The organism is Amniculibacterium aquaticum, assembly GCF_003852705.1.
Taxonomy (GTDB): domain Bacteria; phylum Bacteroidota; class Bacteroidia; order Flavobacteriales; family Weeksellaceae; genus Amniculibacterium; species Amniculibacterium aquaticum.
On record NZ_REFA01000019.1, the window covers coordinates 1 to 21,234 of the forward strand.

General features: G+C 36.7%; 23 protein-coding genes and 1 pseudogene. 7 read left to right on the forward strand and 17 right to left on the reverse strand.

The genetic code is table 11. The annotated features are described in order from the left end of the window. Positions 1 to 129 precede the first annotated feature (129 nt). Positions 130 to 1,344 carry a hypothetical protein gene (locus EIY84_RS08855; protein ID WP_124642327.1) on the forward strand — a complete coding sequence of 405 codons (1,215 nt, stop codon included), beginning with the start codon at positions 130 to 132 and terminating at the stop codon, positions 1,342 to 1,344. Between the two features lie 194 nt (positions 1,345 to 1,538). Here EIY84_RS08855 and EIY84_RS08860 read toward each other — a convergent pair whose 3' ends face one another. The 9 genes from EIY84_RS08860 to EIY84_RS08900 all read right to left on the reverse strand — a co-directional run bounded on the left by EIY84_RS08860 (position 1,539) and on the right by EIY84_RS08900 (position 9,533). Continuing rightward, positions 1,539 to 2,093, reverse strand: a complete 555-nt coding sequence (locus EIY84_RS08860) for a fasciclin domain-containing protein (RefSeq protein WP_124642329.1) — start codon at positions 2,091 to 2,093, stop codon at positions 1,539 to 1,541. Positions 2,094 to 2,264: 171 nt separating this feature from the next. Then, entirely contained in the window at positions 2,265 to 3,032 is a 768-nt protein-coding gene (locus tag EIY84_RS08865) for an ABC-2 transporter permease (RefSeq protein ID WP_124642331.1), read from the reverse strand. Positions 3,033 to 3,051: 19 nt separating this feature from the next. Next, positions 3,052 to 3,783 carry an ABC transporter ATP-binding protein gene (locus EIY84_RS08870; RefSeq protein WP_124642333.1) on the reverse strand — a complete coding sequence of 244 codons (732 nt, stop codon included), beginning with the start codon at positions 3,781 to 3,783 and terminating at the stop codon, positions 3,052 to 3,054. Then, positions 3,780 to 4,244, reverse strand: a complete 465-nt coding sequence (locus tag EIY84_RS08875) for a cytochrome c (RefSeq protein ID WP_124642335.1) — start codon at positions 4,242 to 4,244, stop codon at positions 3,780 to 3,782. The genes EIY84_RS08870 and EIY84_RS08875 overlap by 4 nt, the downstream gene beginning before the upstream one ends. A gap of 4 nt (positions 4,245 to 4,248) precedes the next feature. Beyond that, positions 4,249 to 5,484, reverse strand: coding sequence for a nitrous oxide reductase family maturation protein NosD (locus EIY84_RS08880; protein ID WP_124642337.1), 1,236 nt, complete (start codon positions 5,482 to 5,484; stop codon positions 4,249 to 4,251). A 107-nt stretch (positions 5,485 to 5,591) separates the two neighbouring features. Beyond that, on the reverse strand, positions 5,592 to 5,993 hold the full coding sequence (locus EIY84_RS08885) for a nitrous oxide reductase accessory protein NosL (RefSeq protein ID WP_124642339.1): 402 nt from the start codon (positions 5,991 to 5,993) through the stop codon (positions 5,592 to 5,594). A gap of 177 nt (positions 5,994 to 6,170) precedes the next feature. Then, complete coding sequence (locus EIY84_RS08890) at positions 6,171 to 6,749, reverse strand: hypothetical protein (protein WP_124642341.1); 579 nt, start codon at positions 6,747 to 6,749, stop codon at positions 6,171 to 6,173. 238 nt (positions 6,750 to 6,987) lie between these two features. Further along, positions 6,988 to 8,988, reverse strand: coding sequence for a Sec-dependent nitrous-oxide reductase (gene nosZ, locus EIY84_RS08895; RefSeq protein ID WP_124642343.1), 2,001 nt, complete (start codon positions 8,986 to 8,988; stop codon positions 6,988 to 6,990). A 35-nt stretch (positions 8,989 to 9,023) separates the two neighbouring features. Continuing rightward, positions 9,024 to 9,533: a c-type cytochrome gene (locus EIY84_RS08900; RefSeq protein ID WP_124642345.1), complete on the reverse strand. Its 510-nt coding sequence runs from the start codon at positions 9,531 to 9,533 to the stop codon at positions 9,024 to 9,026. 275 nt (positions 9,534 to 9,808) lie between these two features. On the opposite strand from EIY84_RS08900, the gene EIY84_RS08905 reads away from it, so the two are divergent. Further along, entirely contained in the window at positions 9,809 to 10,108 is a 300-nt protein-coding gene (locus EIY84_RS08905) for a c-type cytochrome (protein ID WP_241154768.1), read from the forward strand. Between the two features lie 54 nt (positions 10,109 to 10,162). Here EIY84_RS08905 and EIY84_RS08910 read toward each other — a convergent pair whose 3' ends face one another. Next, positions 10,163 to 10,567, reverse strand: coding sequence for a thiol-disulfide oxidoreductase DCC family protein (locus EIY84_RS08910; protein ID WP_124642350.1), 405 nt, complete (start codon positions 10,565 to 10,567; stop codon positions 10,163 to 10,165). A 152-nt stretch (positions 10,568 to 10,719) separates the two neighbouring features. Here EIY84_RS08910 and der point away from each other — a divergent pair, with 152 nt between their 5' ends. Together der and upp are read left to right on the forward strand one after the other, a co-directional pair. Continuing rightward, positions 10,720 to 12,030 carry a ribosome biogenesis GTPase Der gene (der, locus tag EIY84_RS08915; RefSeq protein WP_124642352.1) on the forward strand — a complete coding sequence of 437 codons (1,311 nt, stop codon included), beginning with the start codon at positions 10,720 to 10,722 and terminating at the stop codon, positions 12,028 to 12,030. A gap of 90 nt (positions 12,031 to 12,120) precedes the next feature. Next, a complete protein-coding gene (upp, locus tag EIY84_RS08920) occupies positions 12,121 to 12,771 on the forward strand; it encodes a uracil phosphoribosyltransferase (protein WP_124642354.1) in 651 nt (216 codons plus the stop codon). A 1-nt stretch (position 12,772) separates the two neighbouring features. Here the strand turns inward: upp and EIY84_RS08925 are convergent, their stop codons facing one another. Continuing rightward, positions 12,773 to 13,420 (reverse strand): ComF family protein, encoded by a 648-nt coding sequence (locus EIY84_RS08925; RefSeq protein ID WP_124642356.1) that lies wholly within the window; start codon positions 13,418 to 13,420, stop codon positions 12,773 to 12,775. 49 nt (positions 13,421 to 13,469) lie between these two features. Between EIY84_RS08925 and EIY84_RS08930 the strand changes: the two genes are divergently transcribed. Genes EIY84_RS08930 through EIY84_RS08940 form a run of 3 tightly spaced genes read left to right on the forward strand, consistent with a single transcriptional unit; the run spans position 13,470 to position 15,708 of the window. Continuing rightward, entirely contained in the window at positions 13,470 to 13,916 is a 447-nt protein-coding gene (locus tag EIY84_RS08930) for a 6-pyruvoyl trahydropterin synthase family protein (RefSeq protein ID WP_124642358.1), read from the forward strand. Positions 13,917 to 13,950: 34 nt separating this feature from the next. Then, positions 13,951 to 14,718 (forward strand): UDP-2,3-diacylglucosamine diphosphatase, encoded by a 768-nt coding sequence (locus EIY84_RS08935; protein ID WP_124642360.1) that lies wholly within the window; start codon positions 13,951 to 13,953, stop codon positions 14,716 to 14,718. Positions 14,719 to 14,721: 3 nt separating this feature from the next. Beyond that, positions 14,722 to 15,708 carry a LuxE/PaaK family acyltransferase gene (locus EIY84_RS08940; protein WP_124642362.1) on the forward strand — a complete coding sequence of 329 codons (987 nt, stop codon included), beginning with the start codon at positions 14,722 to 14,724 and terminating at the stop codon, positions 15,706 to 15,708. A 56-nt stretch (positions 15,709 to 15,764) separates the two neighbouring features. Here the strand turns inward: EIY84_RS08940 and aqpZ are convergent. The 6 genes and pseudogenes from aqpZ to EIY84_RS08970 form a co-directional block, all read right to left on the reverse strand. Beyond that, positions 15,765 to 16,500: pseudogene (gene aqpZ / locus EIY84_RS08945) on the reverse strand (aquaporin Z). Between the two features lie 169 nt (positions 16,501 to 16,669). Then, positions 16,670 to 17,230, reverse strand: coding sequence for an NADPH-dependent FMN reductase (locus EIY84_RS08950; protein WP_124642364.1), 561 nt, complete (start codon positions 17,228 to 17,230; stop codon positions 16,670 to 16,672). Between the two features lie 14 nt (positions 17,231 to 17,244). Next, the gene (locus EIY84_RS08955) at positions 17,245 to 17,973 is read right to left on the reverse strand and encodes a pirin family protein (RefSeq protein ID WP_124642366.1); all 729 of its coding nucleotides are present in this window, start codon (positions 17,971 to 17,973) and stop codon (positions 17,245 to 17,247) included. A gap of 257 nt (positions 17,974 to 18,230) precedes the next feature. Next, entirely contained in the window at positions 18,231 to 19,694 is a 1,464-nt protein-coding gene (locus EIY84_RS08960; protein ID WP_124642368.1) for a hypothetical protein, read from the reverse strand. Between the two features lie 17 nt (positions 19,695 to 19,711). After that, complete coding sequence (locus tag EIY84_RS08965; protein ID WP_124642370.1) at positions 19,712 to 20,263, reverse strand: hypothetical protein; 552 nt, start codon at positions 20,261 to 20,263, stop codon at positions 19,712 to 19,714. Positions 20,264 to 20,272: 9 nt separating this feature from the next. After that, positions 20,273 to 21,148, reverse strand: a complete 876-nt coding sequence (locus tag EIY84_RS08970) for a DUF4138 domain-containing protein (RefSeq protein WP_124642372.1) — start codon at positions 21,146 to 21,148, stop codon at positions 20,273 to 20,275. Between the last annotated feature and the right edge of the window lie 86 nt (positions 21,149 to 21,234).

Consider the following 21,234-nt stretch of genomic DNA (forward strand, 5'->3'; position numbering starts at 1 on the left):
GTATTCTTTTGCATAGAGAAATTTGTAGTTATTTTTCCTCTAATATACTGAATACCAGTCTTTTAAACAAATAATTAACGCCTTTTTTTAAAGGTGTTTATCGATTTTTTTACTTTAAACAAGTTCTTTATGAAAAGTTTACATATCTGGCTCAAATTCGCAATATTCAACCTATTTATTGTTGCCGTTTTGGGAACGGTTATGCGTTACAAAATTGCATTCTCACTTCCGATAGTCGAACAAAAAAACCTTCAACAAAGTCATTCGCATTTTGCTTTTTACGGTTGGATTACATTTATTATTTATGTTTTAATCGTAAAATATTTACGAGAAGTTGTTCCCAACCTTAAAGAAGGAAAGTACAAATGGTTGGTCATCTCCAATCTTGTAGCCTCTTTCGGTATGCTTATTTCTTTCATTTATAACGGATATTTTTGGTTGTCCATTGCTTTTTCAACCATGGCATTGCTCACCAGTTTTGTGTTTTATTTTGTTTTTTCAAAAGACATGAAGGGTATTTCGGATATTTCAAAAAAATGGTTGCATGCTGCGTTTTTCTTTGCCGTATTTTCATCTTTAGGGGTTTTTACTTTGAGCATCATGATGGCGACTAAGAATTTTTCTCAAGATGTTTTTTTAGCTTCAGAATATTTTTATCTCCATTTTCAGTACAATGGATTTTTCATTTTTTCTTGCATCGCTTTCTTGTTGAATAACCTTAAGAAAATGGGGGTTGCACCTTCTGAAAAAGAAAATAATTTAATTTTTTGGTTGTCCTTTGTTGGATGTTTGGTCGGATACGGATTGTCCGTTTTATGGTTCAAAATGCCGCTTTGGATGTTTGCAGCCATAACCGTTACAACGCTCATGCAGACTTGGGGTGCGTATTTGTTGTTTAAAGTGATTAAAGATAGATGGTCGGTGATCAAGCAGCATTGGTCTCCCATGCTTAGGTTTGTCTTGATCTATGTTGGTTTCGCATTTGGAGTGAAGATTATATTGCAATTGGGATCTAATATCCCGGCTGTTAATCAGTTTGCATTTGGATTTAGAAATATTGTAATTGCTTATCTGCATTTGGTTCTTCTTATGTGTGTGTCGGCATTTTTGGTGGGTCAAATGTTGGCGTCCAATCTATTTTCTCTTTCCAAGGCGCTGTTGCTGGGTGTTCAATTTTTCCTTCTAGGCGTATTTCTCAATGAATTGGTTTTGGGATCAATGGGGTTGTTGTCGACAATTTATTTTACCATTCCATACACGGCAGAAGCTTTGGTGGTGATATCGTTTTTCATAATGTTTTCGGCTTTCTACATCTTTATGAATATGAATAAAGCAAACGAATAATTTCAAAACATTTCAAATAAAAGAAACTCCGATCTGGAGTTTTTTTTTGTGATTAATTTTAAAATTTCAGGCTCCTTTTCTATAAGAATAATTTGCCCTATCAATAGTATTTTGAAACAAAAAAAGCAGCACCTAAATTGCTTTAGATGCTGTTTCACAAACATTAAATTCAAACTATTATGATAAAATTCTTTCTATTGAGGGAGGATTACACCGTCCACAACATGGACAATCCCGTTGGATGCCGGCACGGAGGCCACGATGTTCACGGTTCCGTTAACGGTTGGTTTTCCATCCACCATTTTAATGGTGATGTTTTTACCATCGACCATACCTAGATTTTGACCATCGGTAAATTGTTCTGCTTTGATAACACCAACATAAGTATGATGTCCAAGGATATCGGTTAATTTGCCGTTGTTCTCAGGCTTTAACAAATCTTCTACTGTTCCTGCAGGCAGTTTGTCAAAAGCAGCATTTAGCGGTGCAAATACGGTAAATGGACCTGCGTTGCTCAATGAAGTTGCCAATCCTGCGGCTTCCACACCTTTTACCAAGGTTGAAAGATCTTTGTTTCCTGCAGCTAATTTTACAATTGTAGGTTCAGAATCTTCATCTTGTACAACTTCTTGTCCACCGGTTACATTTTCTGTAGAGGTAGTAGCAGCTTCTGTTGGAGCAGCTTCATTGGGCTTGCAGCTCCAAAGTACCAAAGAAACTAGGGCGAGAGTTAAAAGGGACTTTTTCATAACGATTATTTTTATGTAAAAGTAGAGGGTTTGGTCTTAATTTGAAATGATGAAAGTCAGTATTTTTATTTTCGCACAGTGATTTATGTCATATCACTAAACAATTTGTCTTTTCGGTGTAAATATTCTATTAAAAACAAAAAATCACTTAACATTAAGTGATTTTTGTTGCTAAAGGTCTTTCTTGTTAAATTTTATCAGGGAAATTAAAAATGGAAACACGGCCCAAAGAATCAGTACGGCCATGGAGATTCCTAAGCCGCCTCCTGATCCAAAAACTTGCTTGAAGATGGCACCCGTATGACCAAGCATGGCGGAAATGTTGAGCTGTAACAGAACAAATATCCTGGACAGTCCTACGGGATTACTAGCTGTTAGTCCCGCCATAATGCCCTCTATTGGATAATCCGAAAACTGAAAAGAAAATATTAATAAAAGGGCATCGTAGATAATTCCGAAAAACATCCAAATGAATATGGAAACGCCTATTCCTTTTGCTCGATCTCTGCTGGTAATGGCTGCCAACATGGACAATGAAGTGAAAATTATGGACAACATGATTCCTACAATGATCAGTGAAAAGCCGACTTCTACAGAAGAATAAATGGCAATTGGGACGCCACAGCCTATTAAAAATGCAAAAACCAAAGCAGTGGACAATCCTAAAAATAAATTGAACCACACCTTACTTCTTGCAACGGGCTGACTGAGGAGCAACTCGATAAATTGACCGGAATTGTACACATAAATGGTCGAGAATATAATACTGACCAATGGGACTACCAACAAGACAATGTTGAGCAGGCTAAGCGTGGTTTTTGTGCTGTTGCTGTCCAAACCAAGTACAGACCAGGAAATAATGAAAAGTAAGATGGTGTAGAATATGATGATTTTATTTTTTAATATATCAAAAAGTATAAATCTGGCTATTTTATTCATTTCAATTAATTTTATGAGATTATATCTGAGTTCTGGCTTCTCCCTTCATGTTTTTCAATATGGAAATAATTCCGTCAGAGATTTTTTTTGTGCTGGTTTCTTTCATCAATTCTTCTACCGACTGGTGAACAAGAATTTTACCCTCGTTCATAAAAACAATTTCACTCACAATATCATCCAACTCGCTCAGAAGGTGAGAGGTGATGATGATGAGTTTGCCCTTTGCTTTTTCTTTTAGAATTTTATTTTTCAAAATTTCCGATGCCAAAGGATCCAGTCCAGCAGTCGGTTCGTCCAGAATAATAATGGAAGGATTGAACATGAATGCCAGTACAGCACTTACCTTTTGGGTTGTACCTCCGGAAAGGGTTCTCATCTTTTTGTCGAACATTTTTTCCAACTGAAAAGCTTCGAGCAATTCGGTGTCCAATTCATTTTCCGGAATATTTCTGGTTTCCTTGATCATTTTTATGGTGTCTTCTATGGACATGTTTTCTGGATACCGTCCTATTTGTGGCATGTATCCAATATGCACTCGGTATTTGTAATGATCTTTTACGGATTCGCCATTCACGATGATGTCTCCTTTTTCCAAGACATTTAATCCCAAAATACTCTTGATAAGGGTGGTTTTGCCACAGCCATTCGGTCCGATAAGTGCCACCGATTGCCCGTCTTCAAAATTTACATTGATATCGTTGAGCGCAGTGAATTTGTTGAAGTTCTTACTCAGATTTTTTATTTCTATCATGGTTGAGTTTCAAATTTATAAGATTTATGACACGAGGTGCAGTTGCTTAGTATGCCGTTCAATTGTTCTTGTGTTTGCTCTTTGTTGTATTTTTTTCTAACCGCTTCAGCTAGTTGATCGAACTTGTCATGGGTGTCAAACCCTAATTTTTTAAATTCGATTGGAAGTGCTTTTAACAAACCTGTTGGGATATGTTCGGTTGCTGCACCACCGGCTTTTTCTGCAGCTTTTATTATTTGTTCGGGATTGTTGTGGGTAAGGCCTAGGTTTATTTCTTGTATCGTTTCTAGGAAACCACGCATTTCTGCCATTACAAAATCTTTATTTTCCTTACTTGTAATTATGGCTCTTCTTTGGTCTTGGTCTGCTGGTTTTACATCTCCTTTTACCATGAAATAATAGATCAGAAAACCATTGAAAAACAAAGATATAATGAATGCAATGGGTATTATTTTTTTCATTGAATTAAATTTTGATCGGTTTCATCAGGGGCTTATCATCAACAAAGTTTTCTGGTGTAAGGCTGGGTAATATTTTTTCCACCCTATCCATGAGGTCAACAAAAAAAGAACGGAAAAGCAGCATCACAGACGGGTTTCTTTCGGATAAAACGGCATATAAACTTAAAGGATGGTAAGGGATATCGGAAATTCCATCTTTGTTGAGGTCGTATCTTTCATCGTTTTTGTCCCAGAAGTTCGATTTAAAATCATTCAAAACCATGGTGCCGTTGGTGCTGATGTCGAAAACATTTCCCAAGAAATTGTTGTTGTTAATTCTATTCTCCATACAATTGGCATTCACTTTTAGTCCCCATCCGTTGTTGCTGAATTGGTTTTTGTAAAAATCAATCTTGGTCGCTCCGTCCATGAAAATGCCTGTGGTATTGTTATCGAAATAATTTTCCTTAATCTTTGAGAATGAAATCTCTTTCAGTAAAAGTCCATAACTAGCATCTCCCCAGTTGTTGATAAACCGGTTGCCAACCATGCCTACATTGTTGCTGTACATAACGGCTACACCGGCATCGTTACCGTCAAAGGTATTGTGAGAATAGATGTTGTCGTTAGAAAACATGAAGTGCAAACCGTATCTAAGATTTTTTTTAGAATAGTTTCTGGCAACATAGGAGTTGAGTACTTTTTCAAGATAAATTCCATCTTTATGCCCCTCGACATAGTTGTTTTTTATCCAAAGCTCGTCGCTGCTCCAAGCGTGGATGCCGTCACCAACTCCTTCCTGAGATTTGGATCTTTTTGTTGTGAATTTGTTGTTTTGGATTAAACATTTGTAGCCTCTTTGTATGAAAATTCCGAAATAATTATTTTCAAAAATATTGTTCGCAACGGTTGTGAAGTGGCTGTCGTATAAGCGAAGTGCTCCAATATTTTTCACCTCGTCTTCTCCAGAATTTATTATTCTAAACCCTTTCAGTACGATATGATTGGCCCGAAAAGATAGGATTTCGTACTTCATTTCGCCATCCAAAATGGGTCTTCCGATACCCAAAATGGTAAGTGGTTTTGTGATGTTGAGATTTCCTTCCTTGTAAGTTCCGGCATCCACCAAGATGCTGTCTCCAGGTTTAGAGACTTTTAAAGCTTGTTGTATGGTTTTGTAAGGCTTGTCTTTACCCACTTTTAATACGGATGCTTGTAACCAAAAAGGAAAAGACAAAAGTAAAAGAAGAAATTGTTTCATGTTGGTATCCCAAGGTTGTAATAGATAAGAGTGGAAAATCAATATAGACTCTCCACTCTTTTGATTTGTATTTTCTATCTAAATTATAAAATCACAATGAAGAATTTTTATTCTACACCAAATTCTTTTTTAGCTTTTTCAGCCTCTTCCTTGCTTTCATAGGCTTGCATATTGCCTCCCATTGGAGATTTTATTGATCCTCCTTTGATGAAAGTAGCCTTTTCAAATTCAATTAATTTTTCCGACGGATAGTCGGTAACATAAGTTTTGGCATTGGCTACTTTGTCCGCATTGGAAGTGACATAACCATTCATGCATTTGATGTCATCAAATTTGTAAATTCTACCTTTTTCGGTTACCAGTTCTGTTGCATATTTAACATTTTCTATGGACATTTTGCAATGTTCGCATTGTTCGCCAACAGAAATTTTCTTAGGATCATCGCTTCCACATGAAGCTAGAAATAGTGTAAAAGTAGAGGCTGCTAGGATGTTCTTAATGTTTTTCATGTTTCAAATTTACAAATGATTAATGGGAATTGATCGTAAAAAGGATTGATTAATATCAAGTATTTATTTTTACTTATTCTATTTTTTGTTAAAAGGCTAAAATATGAAAAATCCTACTGAAAACCAAATGATTTACTTGCTCTTTAGTAGGATTTTTTTTAAGTGAGTTGTTTGAACTTATTTTGCTTTTTTAAACTCGATATAACAAGAGATCATTAAAAATAAAGCAACACCAAACATGATCCATCCTCCAATGTCGGGATAGGAATGGGCTGTGAAGTTTAATAATTGTTTAGACCCAATGAGTGGCGGTTGGTAAGACATCCCAGGTACAACAATGGCTGCGTTAGGATCCAGGTTGTGTCCATAATCGTACTCCCATTGCCAAAAGTCGTACATAAAAGCAATACCAAATACCAAATACAAGATGGTAATTCCGTACAACCAAGCTTTCTTTCCGAGTGCTGCAACCAAAAGACAAATGGCACCAAGAATTCCTAATGCGTAAGGCATGATTTTGAATTCTACAAATTCATCTGCCTTTATTTCTTTCATCCCAATATAATGGTTAAGACCGTTGATGATGTCAAATTCTCCAGCCAATTTGTTGGAATGGATAAACATGCTTAATCCTTCCGGGTACTGCGGTGCTTCGAGGTAAATGGCCCAAATGGGAGTGAAAATACTAATGAATAATCCGATGCCTGATAAGGCCAATAAGATTTTTGAAATTTTTTGTAATGAATTGGTTTTCATTTTATGATGTTTTTATGATATTCTATTAATGGTTTTAAAGTATCGTATAAGGATTTATAATTCAACCGTATTTATTAATTCGGGAAAATCTTCAAAGAATTTTAGGGGAATATACCTTGTATTTGGTGATATAAATTTACGATAATTTACGAGAATATCTTTGTGATAACGGTTACAAACTGACAAATGTCAGAGTAAAAAAAGGGCAGTAAAACTGCCCTTTAAAATTTTATTTTTTTTACTTGGTTTCCCCTTGTTTTACGGGACCTTGAGCATTGTCTTTTTTATTGTTAAGACTGTAGATAAGTGGAGTGTTGCTTCCTGCTGGAGAAACTCTTACATATCCTTGCATTTCTTGGTGAAGTGCAGAGCAGAAGTCTGTACAATACATTGGGAACATTCCAGCTTTTTTAGGAACCCATTTCAGGGTACAAGTTTCACCAGGCATGATTAATAGTTCTGCATTCTCATTGCCTTTAATTGCAAAACCGTGTGGTACATCCCAATCTTGTTCTAGGTTAGTGACATGGAAGTACACTTCATCGCCAACTTTTATTCCTTCAATGTTGTCTGGAGCAAAGTGAGAACGGATACTAGTCATGTAAACATGGACTTTGTTGCCTTCTCTTACCACTTTAGACTCAGCTTCACCTTTGGTTACATAAGGGTTTTTGTTTTCCTCTAATTTATAGAATTTTACTTGGTTTTTAGAGATTAACTCAGCTGGGGCAGCTTGTGCATAGTGAGGTTCTCCAAATGTAGGGAAATCCAATAATAATTGCATTTTCTCTCCACTGATGTCAAACAATTGAGCGGATTGAGCCAATTCTGGACCTGTTGGCAAGTATCTGTCTTTAGTAATTTTGTTGTAAGCTACTAAATATTTACCGTAAGGTTTTGCAGTATCTCCACCTACAACCATCAAGTGACCTACAGAGTAGTAAGTTGGTTGTCTGTCAATTACTTTTAAAGATTTAATATCCCATTTTACAACTTCAGAAGAAACGAACATTGAGGTGTATGCATTTCCTTTTCCGTCAAATTCTGTATGCAACGGACCAAGACCTGGTTTTTGAACTTCACCGTGCAATGCAGCTTCGTACTTAATTACAGGTACTCCGTCATAATCTCCAGAGAATTGCTTACCGGCAATTGCTTTTTGGATTTTATCAAAACTGAATACAGGGATCAATGCTGCCAATTTACCAGATCCTACGATGTATTCACCCGTTGGGTCAACATCACATCCGTGTGGAGATTTAGGACAAGGGATCATGTACATAGCATCTTTCATGTCTTCTACAGAAAGTACTGTAACTTCTTGCTCCATTTTTGATGTAGCCATCTGAGTGGATTCATCAAATTTATTGTGAGCGTATTGGGTTTTTACTTTACGACCTTTACCGGCTTTAGCCAATTCCTCAGCTTTTTTCCAGTTCACAGCCATGATGAAGTCTTTGTCGTTTTGAGATGCATTAACCTCTAGTAAAGTGTTTGCTTTTTCGGAATTGTAGCAAGAGAAGAAGAACCAATCTTTGGATTTTCCTTTTCCAGAGTGAGACAAGTCAAAGTTAACACCAGGTGCTTCAATTTGGAAAGATAAATTCATATCTCCAGATTCTTTATTTACACCGATAAAAGAGATCACTCCTTTAAAGTTTTCTTTGAATGATGAAATAGGCACATCACCGTTCATATCGTCTGTTGGAACAGCAAAACGAGTTCCAGCTACAACATACTCTGTGTTTTCTGTGATAAATGGAGAAGAGTGGTTACCGGCAGAGTTTGGCAATTCCAAAATTTCTACGGTTCTAAATGTTTTTAGGTCAACTCTTGCAACTCTAGGTGTGTTGTTTGCGTTGGCGAAAATCCATCTTCCGTCTTGCTCTCCATTGGTTTGTGATAGCTCCAAATGGTGCTGGTCATCCCAAGGAATAAACCCGTGTGAAGTTTGAAGCATGGGTTTAGTTTCTTCAGAGTATCCGTATCCGTTTTCTGGGTTAACAGAGAAAATAGGGATTACTTTTAATAACCTTCCACTTGGCAATCCATAGACATTCATTTGTCCATTGAAACCACCACTCACAAAGTTGTAGATCTCATCTAACTTTCCAGGTGCAACATACACTTTTTGTGCTGCGTCACCGGTTGCTACGCTTTCGGCACCCTTAGGCTTACAGCTGGTTAGAGCTGTAAGCATAGCAAGTGCTGAAAGTCCAAAAAATTTCAAACTTTTCATTTTATTTTTGTTTTGTTTTTTTTTGCTTTTAGAGCTTATTTTGCTCCGTCATTTTGTCTCATGAACTCCAAAATGTCTCTAGCTTCAGTGTCGCTAAGTCCTTGGTTTGGCATTCTTACTAAACAAATTTCCAATTGCTTTTGCAATTCTGGATCTACATCAATCATTGGATCTGGGTTCGTAATGAAGTTCATGATCCAGAAAGGTTCGTGTTTAGATGAAATTCCTTTCCATCCTGGTCCAACCAATTTTTCGTCAGTAAGTTTGTGGCAAGAGAAGCATTTTACTTCTGCAGCTTTCTTACCAGCATCAGCCATTGCGGCATCAAACTTGCTAACATCTACATTGGATGCATCCCATTTTCCCATACCTCTTTTTGGGTCGTAAGATCCCGCGTCAGCAGCAGCAGGAGCAGCTGCGTCAGCAGCAGGAGCTTCAGTTGTAGCAGTGTCTGCAGTTGGTACGGTGTCGGTCTTTTTGTCTCCTCCACAAGAAATCATTGCGAAAGCGAAAGCAGTTAATGCTAAGAATTTTAAGTTTTTCATAATAGTATCATTTATTTGTTAGCAAATTTACAAGGCTTAGTGAATTATCCGTATGATTGCAATCATAAAATCAACATGATATATATTAGCGACTGTTTTATCTTAATATGATTGAAGTCATAGGTGGTAGGGTGTATTTTTTAGATTTTTGCAGAGTTAAATATTAAAAGTATATTTTGAAAATGAAAAAAATATTCGGAATTTCGATTTTAGCTCTTGCTTTAGTAGCATGTAGCAAAGAAGCAAGTACTCAACCTGCTCAAGATACTAATGTAATGAAAGAAGAGCCTGTTGCTGCACCTGCTGGTGGAGAAGCTGCTGGTGGTAACGAAGGATTGGCATTAATAGAAGGAGCTGACTGTATGGGTTGTCATAAAGTAGATGCTAAATTGGTGGGGCCATCTTACCAAGAAGTTGCAGCTAAATATACGGAAGCAGATATCGATAAATTAGCAGATAAAATTATCGCTGGTGGTAAAGGAAGTTGGGGAGATATTCCAATGACACCACACGCAGGTATGAGCAAAGACAACGCAAAGAAAATGGTTGAATACATCCTTTCTTTGAAGAAATAATTCTTTTTCATAGTAAATATTCCAAAAGCATCTCGATTTTAAGAGGTGCTTTTTTTATATCATCTTTTGTCTTTCTTTTTCCGTAGGCAAAGAGCAGTTTTTTATCTTAATTTTGTGTCTATTCTTTGATATTTTATCATAGAAAAAGTTTGTGAGAAACAAAGGGAGAATATTCATGCTGGCCAAGATCTGATACTTTCCACCTAGGAGTTTAGCAATTTTTAATAAGGCTTCGGATTTAGTGAGGTAATATTTTTCTGGAGACCATAAAATCAGCGTGTTGAATATTTTATTTTCCAAACCTCTGGATTTTAAAAAGTTTTGACCAAAATTAGATTGTAACGAAGCGAATAAAAACAGGTCTTTTTGATCTCTTCTTAATATCCATTGTACCCAATAATTGCAAAAACCACAGTCGCCGTCGTACAAAACATAAATTTTTTCGGTATTTATTTCCACTTTATCGTGTTTTAGATTTGCTAATTTAAAGTTAATTTATTACAAATTTGAAATTCTTATCTTTGCAAAAATTTTTGGGCTCGGAAGGACCGAGGAACCCATTCTTAACCTCTTCGAAAAGAAAATGAAACGAAGAAAGAAATAAAATTTTTATGAGCAATATTGTAGCCATTGTCGGCCGTCCCAATGTAGGGAAATCCACTTTATTTAACCGTTTATTAGAAAGAAGAGAAGCCATTGTAGATTCTACTTCCGGAGTTACCAGAGACCGTCATTACGGAAAATCCGATTGGAATGGTGTCGATTTTACGGTGATTGATACCGGAGGGTACGATGTCAATAACGACGATGTTTTCCAAGAAGAAATCTCCAAACAAGTTCAGTTGGCAATAGACGAAGCCACCTCCATCATTTTTATGCTGAATGTGGAAGAAGGTTTGTTGGAAACCGATCACGAAATCTATGCGATGCTGAGAAAATCCGGAAAACCAACTTATATCGTTATTAACAAAGTTGATTCATCTAAAGAAGAACTTCCAGCAACAGAATTTTACCAATTGGGTATAGAAAAATATTACACCATATCCTCTGCAACTGGCTCTGGAACAGGAGACTTACTGGATGATGTCGTGAGGGATTTTCCAACGACAGATTACAAAGATCCATTCGAAGGATTGCCAAAAATTACAATTGTAGGAAGACCAAATGTAGGGAAATCTACGCTTACCAACGCCTTGTTGGACACCGAAAGAAATATTGTAACCGATGTGGCAGGGACAACCAGAGACTCCATACAGTCGTTGTACAATAAATTTGGACATGAGTTTGTATTGGTAGACACTGCGGGAATGAGAAAAAAGAACAAGGTTTCTGAAGACCTTGAATTTTACTCCGTAATGCGTTCCGTACGAGCCATAGAATATTCTGATGTGGTCGTAATCATGGTAGATGCCACTTTAGGTTGGGAATCTCAGGATATGAACATCTTCAGTATCGCCCAAAGAAATAGAAAAGGTATTGTTATTTTGGTGAACAAATGGGATTTGGTCGAAGATAAGAAAACCAATACCATGAGGGATTTCGAAGCGGTCATCAAGCATAAAATTGGTCAGTTCTCAGACATTCCGATTTTATTTATCTCGGCTCTGACAAAACAAAGAATTCTAAAAGCCGTAGAAACAGCCATGGATGTGTACAACGATAGGGCTAAAAAAATAAAAACATCCAAACTGAACGAAGTGATGTTGCCTATTTTTGAAAATACACCACCGCCTGCAATTAAAGGAAAGTACATCAAGATAAAATATTGTGTACAGTTGCCAACACCATCGCCTCAATTTGTATTTTTCTGTAACCTACCACAGTATGTGAAAGAACCGTACAAACGATTTACAGAAAACCAACTTCGTAAAGAATTTGGATTTACCGGGGTGCCAATCGAAGTCTATTTCAGACAAAAATAAGTTGGGATAAGTCATAAATTTATGAGATGGAAACAAAAATTCAAGATGTATTGAGTATATTTGTTTCCATCTCATTTTTATTTAGATATCATGATAACACTATTATCCGAACAATTTTCATTAGTAAACATCTGGATTAATGAACTGAGAAATGTCGAAATCCAAAAAGACCGTCTTCGCTTCCGAAGAAATATGGAGAGAATTGGCGAAATAGCGGCTTTCGAAATCAGTAAAAACTTGGACCATCGTGAGGTAGAAATTACCACACCACTCGATACAATATTGGTCAAAGAACTTCAGACCCAACCGGTTATTACGACCATTCTGAGAGCCGGTGTTCCGCTTTTTCAGGGGCTTCTGAATTATCTTGATGGAGCCGATTGTGGTTTTGTTGCTGCATACAGAAAGCACGATGCCAACGATTATTTCTCCATTCAACAGGATTATCTTACCTGCCCAAATATTGATGGAAGACCTCTAATAGTTGCAGATCCCATGTTGGCAACCGGAGCCAGTTTGGTGGAAGCTTTAAAAGATTTGTTAAATCATGGAGAACCTTCTCAACTTCATATCGTAGCGGCAATTGCTTCCAAACAAGGTGTAGAAACTGTCGTAAAAGCGTATCCCAATGCCCATATTTGGATAGGCGCAGTGGATGAAAAGTTGACTTCCAAAGGTTACATCACACCCGGATTGGGAGATGCAGGAGATCTTTCGTACGGTGAAAAGTTACAACGATAGGCTAATCCAAAGCCATTACCAAAACCGAAATTTTATTGTTAGAATTTTTTAGAAATTCCCAAGCGATCGCAGAAAGTGTATTTCCAGTGGTTAGGACATCATCGACTAATAGAATGTGTTGGTTTTCAATTTTTTGGGTTACTGAAAACAAACGATCCACTTCCGTTCTGTGATTTCTATCTTTTTTGGCTTGAGCTTGGTTGTAGAAATTTCTTTTCAATAAATCATTCTCCAACGGGATTCCATAATGTTCGGATAGGGTTTTGGCAAAAAGATGAAGTTGGTTGTAGCCTCTTTTCTTTTGTTTCTTAGGATGTAGCGGGACACTAACCAATAAGTCCGGTTTTTGTAGAAATTCTAAACGATCAAAAGTCCATTGGGCAATGTGTTTTCCAAAATATTCCTTATCTGCATATTTCAATTGATGAATGATTTTTTGCGCAAGATTGCCTTGTTCAAAATTCATCAAAGCAAAAGAATTTTCGATAGGGAAGTGGGTTCTGCATCTTTTAGAAAGATCATTTTCTTCTCCAAACCGATGATGGGTAAATGGGATTTGATAAAAGCACCCTTCGCACAACAAGTCTTTGCCATCAATAATCAGATTGCAATGCAGGCAACGGTTGGGGAAAAGAATGTCCAAAATCATTGATTAAAATTACACAAATATTATTATTTCAAAAGTTTATCTTTGTACCATGATAAGAATTACAAAAATTTTTTCGTTCGAGACGGCGCATGTCTTGTACAATTACGATGGAAAATGCAAAAATATGCACGGACATTCGTATAAATTATTTGTTACTGTAAAAGGAAATCCTATAAACGATGTCAACCATCCAAAAAATGGAATGGTTGTGGATTTTGGAGATATTAAAACGATTGTAAAACAAGAAATAATCGATGTTTGGGATCATGCCGTTTTGCTGAATGGAGATACACCGCATAGAGAATTGGGATTGGATTTGGAGAGCAAAGGTCACAAGGTTATTTTTTGTAACTATCAACCCACCTGCGAAAATATGTTGTACGACATCGCCTCAAAAATAAAATCCAAACTTCCGGACGGAATTTCTTTGGCTTATCTAAAAATGCACGAAACCGAAAACTCCTACGGAGAGTGGTTTGCTGAAGAAAATCCTTAATTTTTTTGTTAAAACTTATTATTCTGCCTATTTCATGAGGAAAATCGACCTGCAACCTGGAAAAAAAATCTATTTTGCATCCGATCAACATTTCGGAGCTCCCGACCAAATATCTTCTAAAATTAGAGAAGATCGATTTGTTCGTTGGCTGAATGAAATTAAAAAAGATGCCCAAATTGTTTTTCTCATGGGCGATTTGTTCGATTTTTGGCACGAGTGGAAACATGTAGTGCCAAAAGGCTATATCCGGGTTTTAGGGAAAATTGCCGAACTGAAAGATGCCGGAATTGAGGTTCATTTTTTTGTTGGAAACCACGACCTTTGGATGAAATCGTATTTTGAAGACGAACTATCGGTGCCGGTATATTTTGAAAAACAATACTACGAAATTGCGGGTAAACAATTTCTTTTGGCTCATGGCGATGGTCTTGGTCCAGGAGACAAGGGCTACAAAAGAATGAAGAAAGTCTTTACAAATCCCGTTGCACAATGGGCTTTTCGGTGGCTGCATCCGGACATCGCAATGAAAATTGCCAACTACATGTCCCAAAAAAATAAATTAATATCCGGTGAAGAGGATAAAGAATTTTTAGGTGAAGATAAAGAGTTTTTGATTTTGTATTCCAAAGAAAAACTGAAAACCCAGAAAATTGATTATTTCGTTTTTGGACACCGACACCTTCCCATGATTTTGGACCTCAATTCGTATTCCAAATACATCAATCTTGGCGACTGGATCGTCTATTTTACCTACGGAGTTTTTGATGGCAGCCAATTTAATTTAGAAACTTGGGAATCTTAATTTATGCAATCCGATATATTTTCAATACAGTCCGAAACCGATTTCGAACAAGCTTGTATTCAGACTTTTCAGTTTCAATATGAGCAGGTTGAGGTGTACAGGAAATTTGTAGATTTCCTGAATATAGATCCTAAAAAAGTGCTGCAAGTAGAGCAGATTCCATTTTTGCCCATCGAGATGTTCAAAAATCACCTTGTTTTGGATAAAAATTTCAGAGCCGAACGGTATTTTCAAAGTTCCGGAACTACAGCGATGCTCAATAGATCCAAGCATTGGATTGCTGATTTTCATTTGTATGAAGCCAGTATAGAAAAGAGTTTCGAGCAATTTATTGGTTCTCCAAAAGAGTTTGTATTCTTGGGATTGCTTCCAAATTATTCTGAAAACAACCATTCGTCATTGATTTATATGGTCGATTTTCTGATGAAAAAATCCCATCAACCCGAAAATGGATATTTCCTTTATAACCACGAAGATTTGCTCGGTATTTTAGAAAAATTATCTTTAACTGATCGAAAAGTGATTCTTTTTGGAGTTTCTTTTGCGCTTTTGGATTTTTTAGATTTTTGTAAAACAAAATACAAAATTTCTTTTCCCAACCTCATCATCATAGAAACCGGAGGTATGAAGGGACGGAAGAAGGAAATGACCAAAGACGAACTGCTTTATATCCTGAAAAACGATTTCGGAACGGATGCCATTTATTCGGAATATTCCATGACCGAACTTTTGTCACAAGCCTATTCTTTGGGGAATAATGAATACAGCTGCCCAGCTTGGATGCGTGTTTTGATACGAAATGTAGAAGATCCTTTTTCTTTTGTGAAAGAGGGCGCAACGGGAGCTATCAACATTATTGATCTCGCCAATATTCATTCCTGTAGTTTTATTGCAACACAAGATTTGGGGAAGATGAAGGATGGTAAGTTTCAGGTTTTAGGGAGAATTGACCATTCCGATGTTCGAGGGTGCAGTCTTTTGGTTTCATAAAAAAAACTGTCCATTTCTGAACAGTTTCTTCTTATTTTTAAAAAATATTTTCGCCACTAAGCGTCGGTATATTTGTATTCGTTATCGGTATTTTGCATCAACGATTTATAGATGATTCCGCCTACCACAGCACCAGCGATGGGAGCAACCCAGAATAACCAAAGCTGAGAAAGAGCTTGTCCACCAACAAAAACAGCCTGAGAAAGACTTCTTGCAGGATTTACAGAAGTGTTGGTGATGGGTATGGAAATCAGGTGGATAAGCGTTAGGCACAATCCGATGGCAATGCCAGCAAATTTTCCGTTCGCAAATTTGTCAGTCGTCCCCATAATTACAATAACGAAAAACATTGTTAGTAAAAATTCGGTTAAGAAAGCCTGTCCCAAATCGTAACTTTTACCAAAATAAACAGCAGAATCGTAAAAAATTCGAAGCAAAAGATCCTGCACTTCCATCACCAACACCGCCATTGATGTAAGCCAGAGCGCCTGCAGCTGCAACAGCTCCAATGCATTGTGCAACGATGTAAGGGACTAATTCTTTGGAAGAAAACCTACCTCCTGCCAGCAATCCGAAAGAAACAGCCGGGTTGAAATGACCACCAGAGATGTGTCCCACAGCATAAGCCATGGTGAGTACCGTAAGCCCGAATGCTAGCGCTACTCCTAAAAGTAAAATTCCGATTTGTCCGTTGTCTGCCGGTGCAATGTGAGAAGCGAAAATGGCAGATCCGCAACCTCCGAATACCAACCAAAATGTGCCGAATAACTCAGCCAATAATTTCCTAGTCATATTTGTAATTTTTATTGTTTGTATGGCTAATGTAGTAAATAAATTTTAAAACAATAAAAAAAACACATATTATTTGGTAATTACATAACCGTGTGAAAGGTAAGGATCAAAAAAAAACTCCAAGAGCAAATCGTTCTTGGAGCTTTGTTGTTTCATGTCGAAGTTCAAATTACGAACACGATTCTTGTTTTACTTTTTGAAGATGCAACTTAACTTGGTCTATTTTATTTGAAAGAATTTCTTCCAATTCAAGATGAGTAATACCTTTTTCAGGGTTGAAATTTTCAGAAAAATGCGGTAAAGAAAATTGATCAACGATGTAGCCTCCGTTGTATGGAAATCTTGTAGTAGCTACATCCAATACCCCTTGCGCGCCTCTTGGTCCGTTGGAAGTTGCAAGTGCAAAAATATTTTTATCGCCAAATGCTTTTCGTCCCGGTATTCTGGAGATCCAATCAAATATATTTTTGAAAGCTGTGGTGTAGGTACCGTTATGTTCTGCAAAAGAAATGATGATAAGATCCGAAGCGTCAATTTTTTTAGCAAAATCGACCGCTAAATCCGGCACGCCGTTTTCGATCTCTCGATCCATACTATAAATGGGCATTTCGAAATGGTTAAGATCAACGAAGTCGATGTCTGCATTGTTAAACCTACTGCTAACATGTTGTACCAGTTGAGCATTGATGGATTTCTTGGAATTGGTAGCTGCAAAGGCTAATATTTTCATTTTTTTTATTTTTTTTAGGGTTCAAAACTAGGGATTTCCATTGGGATATCCATGATTAGGAATTCCGAATTGTCTATCGCTTCTATTGTGAAATCTTCGGTGTCCCAAACGCCAAGGGCATCTCTGGATTCAAGAATTTGATCTCCAATTTTTATTTTTCCTGAGATAACAAAAAGGTAAACTCCATTTCCTTCCTTGTTAATTTTGTATTTTTTCGAATTTCCATGATCAAAGTTGGCCCAATAAAACCAAGCATCTTGGTGGATCCAAACGCTGTTTTCTTGAGGATCTGGAGAAAGGATGACTTGGAAATCGTTATTGATTTTTCCTTTTTCAATGTTTTTTTGGTCGTATCTTGGATGGACATTCTGTTGTTTAGGAAATACCCAAATCTGAAGCAAACGGACAGGATGTTGTAAGCTTGTGTTTTTTTCACTGTGCATCACTCCGGATCCTGCAGACATAACTTGGATGTCGCCTTTTCGGATTATGCCGTTGTTTCCCATATTGTCGCCGTGTTCCAATTCGCCTTCCAACGGAATGGTAATGATTTCCATATTTTGGTGTGGGTGTTTGCTAAAACCCATGCCTCCTTGGACTTCATCGTCATTCAAAACCCGAAGGGTTCCGAAATTTATTTTTTCGGGATTGAAAAATCCTGCAAAACTAAAGCTATGGTGGGCTTTTAGCCAGCCGTGATCGGCGAATCCTCGGCTTGTAGAACTGTGAAATACGGTTTTCATACGGTATTCTTTTGATTTGATGATGCAAAATTACAACAAGTGTTCGTTGAGAATTGTTGATCTAGGATAAGAAATTAAGTGCTGTAGGTCAGGTATGTAGATAAAAAAAGTGCTGCCTTGTGTTAGAGCAGCACTTTCGTCTTAGTTTAATAATTTTTCTTCTTCATCTGTGTTTCGAGGACAAAGTTAGAAATTCGAGATCCATTATTTTACGGGAAACCGTAAAAATGGCAAATTTCTTTGAATTTTGTTTAGCCTTATTGTACAGAATAGTTGTAGTCGGCATACCAATATCCATTAACACTAGGGTTAACGGTTGTTTTTTGACCTTGGTTGTCGTAAACTGTAATTTCTGCATTTAGATTATCCTGACCGCTCCAATCGCCATGCGAAATGTATGCTGAAGAGTCTTTGAAACCATATATCGTCTTTTCTGAATGGTGGTTTAGGTTTGTTTCATTAGGGTTTTGGGTATAAGTAAAAGTCTTATCAAACCATTTGTTGCTTGCTATACTTCTGAACTTTAACTTTACCTCAATTTTTGAAATTTTGTTGTTATAGTTAGCCGTTGCGTTCAGGTCGTTTATTTTTACTTGTCCTACATAGTGCGAGTTGCTATCTGCTTTATAAATCGTGAAAATTAGATTCGGTATTCCGTTGATCGTCATCGGGGTATTTACGATGATGTTGAAACTCTTGATTTCCGTTTCGTTGCCGAATTCGTCTTGAGCTTGAATGTTGAGGGTGTAATTTCCTATTTCTAAAGTTTCAAAGTTGAAATTAAATGCTCCATTGTTCCCTAAAGCATACGGAACAAAGGTATTGTTGGTGGTTTGTATGCCTGAATTGTTGTTGTTGGACGCAGATGAAATCCAAGTTTTGTACTTTATAGATGTATTGGTGTTGTTTGGAGATTTTTTTATAATTCCAGTAATGTTAAGATTGGAATTGATAGGTACAGCTGTTGAGTTGATTTGAATGTTTTCAAAAGAAATTTGTCTCTTTTTTACTTCATGTTGTATTTCGTAATCTTTAGAAGTTGTGGAGTTTCGGATGGTATAATCAAGTTTTTGTTGGCCAGCGATAGTTGTGTTTAGGATTACATTGAATTCATCCAAATTATTGATGGGGTAAAATTGACCCAAGCTTGCGTGTGCTCCATTGTACTTGATGTTTCCAGAATAATTATTGAATCTTATTTCGTAACCGGTTGTGGGTTGGTTGTTTCCAGGAACAATCTTCATGGTGTATTGGGAGCTGTCTCCTTGGTAGGTCTCCGTAATTCCTCCTGTATAGGTATGTGTGAAACTGGATACTCCATATTTTAATAGAAAATCTTCTTGAATGCTAAATTTCTTATCGTTGAAGACTGTGATTTTTAGCTGGTGCTCTCCAGGGGCATTACCAACATATTCAAAAATGTTATCACTTTTTGTAAATGTATATTCTTGATTGGGATTAAGAATTTTATTGTTCAGTTTTAAAACTCCTGAAAGAGTATTGTCAAATTTAAATTTTGTAGGAAGAGCGTTAAAGTTGTATTGGGTTTTTAGATTGAACTTTAACGATTGAGCTTCTCCCATCCCTTTTTCACTGAATTGATAATCTCTATCTACGGTTAACCTAAATTGTACATGGTTTTCCCAATCGCCATCTTCTCTACACGATTGAAGAAACGATAGGCTGAGAAGGGTAAGGAAAAAATAATAAATATTTTTCATGAATGATTCGTTTGTTTTTAGTTTAAGTTGTATTTCAATCCTCCAAAAATTCCAAATTTCGATTTAGAAAAATCACTTTTTAAATCAAAAAATTGACTGTAGTCGGCAATAATGGAAAATCTACGATTGATATTGTATTCCACTTCTAAAGCTCCACTAACACCGTAGATCATTCCTTTTACTTTAGATGGAATTGGTGCGTGGTATTTGGAGTCGTACTCTTTGCCTTCATTGATTTTTTCATAGCCTCCATAGAGACCTAACCAAGCATTTATAAAAAATGGAGAAAACCTTTCGAAACTGTAACCGGCAGACACACCGGCTCCGTATTTTTCATAAGGTAAAGACTGATTGTCAATGTAAGCAACCTTGTAATTCTGATAAAAAACTTCAGATTTCCCCAGAAATCCTTGGTCTCCAAAGACCTTGCCGTATCCCGCTTTTATCATGCTTCCATTATTGGTGAAGCCGTATTGAGCATGGATGGAAGCTTGATTTTTTCTTCTGCCTTGAGCTTGGAGACTGATGGTGATTAATACGAATAGGGCGGTGAAATATTTATTTTTCATGTTGATGGTTTAGTTGATGAATTCAGCTTTTTCTAGAAATTTTGATTTTATGTCCAAAGCTATTTTTCTTCCACCGTTCTTTTCAGTCATGACGAATTGTAGATTCTTTTGATCGATAAGCACCGTTTTATCAAAGATATAAACCATTTTGGTGAAGGTGTTATTGGGTAGTTGCTCAGGCTGATAACTGAAAAGAGGGAAAATTGTTTTTACCGTAAACGGCTCTTGGGCGAAAATGTTTTTGGGTTGGTCTGTGCTTGAAATAAAAGATGCATCTTCAATATGATAACTGCTCGTGGTTTTGTTATCAAATTCTAGCATGATGAAAATTTGATTTTGATTAAAATAAACACCTTTTACAAAACCTTCTATTCCGTCCATGTAGGCAGAATTTCTATTGTTGATCCAACCTTTCTGACCCAACAGCTTATCCGTAATTTGATGATAGTTCGAGCTTTTAGGCTCTGTTTTTTCAGAAGAAATTAGAAGTTTCGCTTTTTCTTCTTTTTGGGAAATAGTACTTTCTTTATTTTCTAAAGATTGATTCGTGAATTGGGGTTGAAAGCTGGTCGTACTGATGTTGAGATGATCCTTGGCCGGTGTTGCAGACGGAGTTACTGGTGAGGCACTGCTTTTTTTATTGGTTTTGAAAGTAATGGTAACGGTAGTGCTTTCAGTATCGGAATCTTGAATAACTTCGTAGTTTTGGTTGCTTTTTTTTGCAACCATTACAGCCGATTTGGATTTAGCTTTTAATGTTTTATTGCTTTTTTTGGTAATTAGAGATTTTTTAGCAGATTTAACTACTGCTTTTTTCTTCTTTACAGACTGTGAGTTTGCCATCACCCCAAATAGGAGCAATGATGAGAATAAAATTTTTAACATGGTTAAGGCTTTAGTTTTTACTAGTTTGGATACGGAAAAGATAACTTGTGGTTGATCTATTCCCGTATTCGGAGCGCAAAAATACT

Excerpts from the sequence above, each read along its gene's own strand:
- EIY84_RS08855 (WP_124642327.1), top strand. The coding sequence starts at position 130 with ATGAAAAGTTTACATATCTGGCTCAAATTCGCAATATTCAACCTATTT.
- EIY84_RS08860 (WP_124642329.1), bottom strand. The coding sequence starts at position 2,093 with ATGAAAAAGTCCCTTTTAACTCTCGCCCTAGTTTCTTTGGTACTTTGG.
- EIY84_RS08865 (WP_124642331.1), bottom strand. The coding sequence starts at position 3,032 with ATGAATAAAATAGCCAGATTTATACTTTTTGATATATTAAAAAATAAA.
- EIY84_RS08870 (WP_124642333.1), bottom strand. The coding sequence starts at position 3,783 with ATGATAGAAATAAAAAATCTGAGTAAGAACTTCAACAAATTCACTGCG.
- EIY84_RS08875 (WP_124642335.1), bottom strand. The coding sequence starts at position 4,244 with ATGAAAAAAATAATACCCATTGCATTCATTATATCTTTGTTTTTCAAT.
- EIY84_RS08880 (WP_124642337.1), bottom strand. The coding sequence starts at position 5,484 with ATGAAACAATTTCTTCTTTTACTTTTGTCTTTTCCTTTTTGGTTACAA.
- EIY84_RS08885 (WP_124642339.1), bottom strand. The coding sequence starts at position 5,993 with ATGAAAAACATTAAGAACATCCTAGCAGCCTCTACTTTTACACTATTT.
- EIY84_RS08890 (WP_124642341.1), bottom strand. The coding sequence starts at position 6,749 with ATGAAAACCAATTCATTACAAAAAATTTCAAAAATCTTATTGGCCTTA.
- nosZ (WP_124642343.1), bottom strand. The coding sequence starts at position 8,988 with ATGAAAAGTTTGAAATTTTTTGGACTTTCAGCACTTGCTATGCTTACA.
- EIY84_RS08900 (WP_124642345.1), bottom strand. The coding sequence starts at position 9,533 with ATGAAAAACTTAAAATTCTTAGCATTAACTGCTTTCGCTTTCGCAATG.
- EIY84_RS08905 (WP_241154768.1), top strand. The coding sequence starts at position 9,809 with ATGAAAGAAGAGCCTGTTGCTGCACCTGCTGGTGGAGAAGCTGCTGGT.
- der (WP_124642352.1), top strand. The coding sequence starts at position 10,720 with ATGAGCAATATTGTAGCCATTGTCGGCCGTCCCAATGTAGGGAAATCC.
- upp (WP_124642354.1), top strand. The coding sequence starts at position 12,121 with ATGATAACACTATTATCCGAACAATTTTCATTAGTAAACATCTGGATT.
- EIY84_RS08925 (WP_124642356.1), bottom strand. The coding sequence starts at position 13,420 with ATGATTTTGGACATTCTTTTCCCCAACCGTTGCCTGCATTGCAATCTG.
- EIY84_RS08930 (WP_124642358.1), top strand. The coding sequence starts at position 13,470 with ATGATAAGAATTACAAAAATTTTTTCGTTCGAGACGGCGCATGTCTTG.
- EIY84_RS08935 (WP_124642360.1), top strand. The coding sequence starts at position 13,951 with ATGAGGAAAATCGACCTGCAACCTGGAAAAAAAATCTATTTTGCATCC.
- EIY84_RS08940 (WP_124642362.1), top strand. The coding sequence starts at position 14,722 with ATGCAATCCGATATATTTTCAATACAGTCCGAAACCGATTTCGAACAA.
- EIY84_RS08950 (WP_124642364.1), bottom strand. The coding sequence starts at position 17,230 with ATGAAAATATTAGCCTTTGCAGCTACCAATTCCAAGAAATCCATCAAT.
- EIY84_RS08955 (WP_124642366.1), bottom strand. The coding sequence starts at position 17,973 with ATGAAAACCGTATTTCACAGTTCTACAAGCCGAGGATTCGCCGATCAC.
- EIY84_RS08960 (WP_124642368.1), bottom strand. The coding sequence starts at position 19,694 with ATGAAAAATATTTATTATTTTTTCCTTACCCTTCTCAGCCTATCGTTT.
- EIY84_RS08965 (WP_124642370.1), bottom strand. The coding sequence starts at position 20,263 with ATGAAAAATAAATATTTCACCGCCCTATTCGTATTAATCACCATCAGT.
- EIY84_RS08970 (WP_124642372.1), bottom strand. The coding sequence starts at position 21,148 with ATGTTAAAAATTTTATTCTCATCATTGCTCCTATTTGGGGTGATGGCA.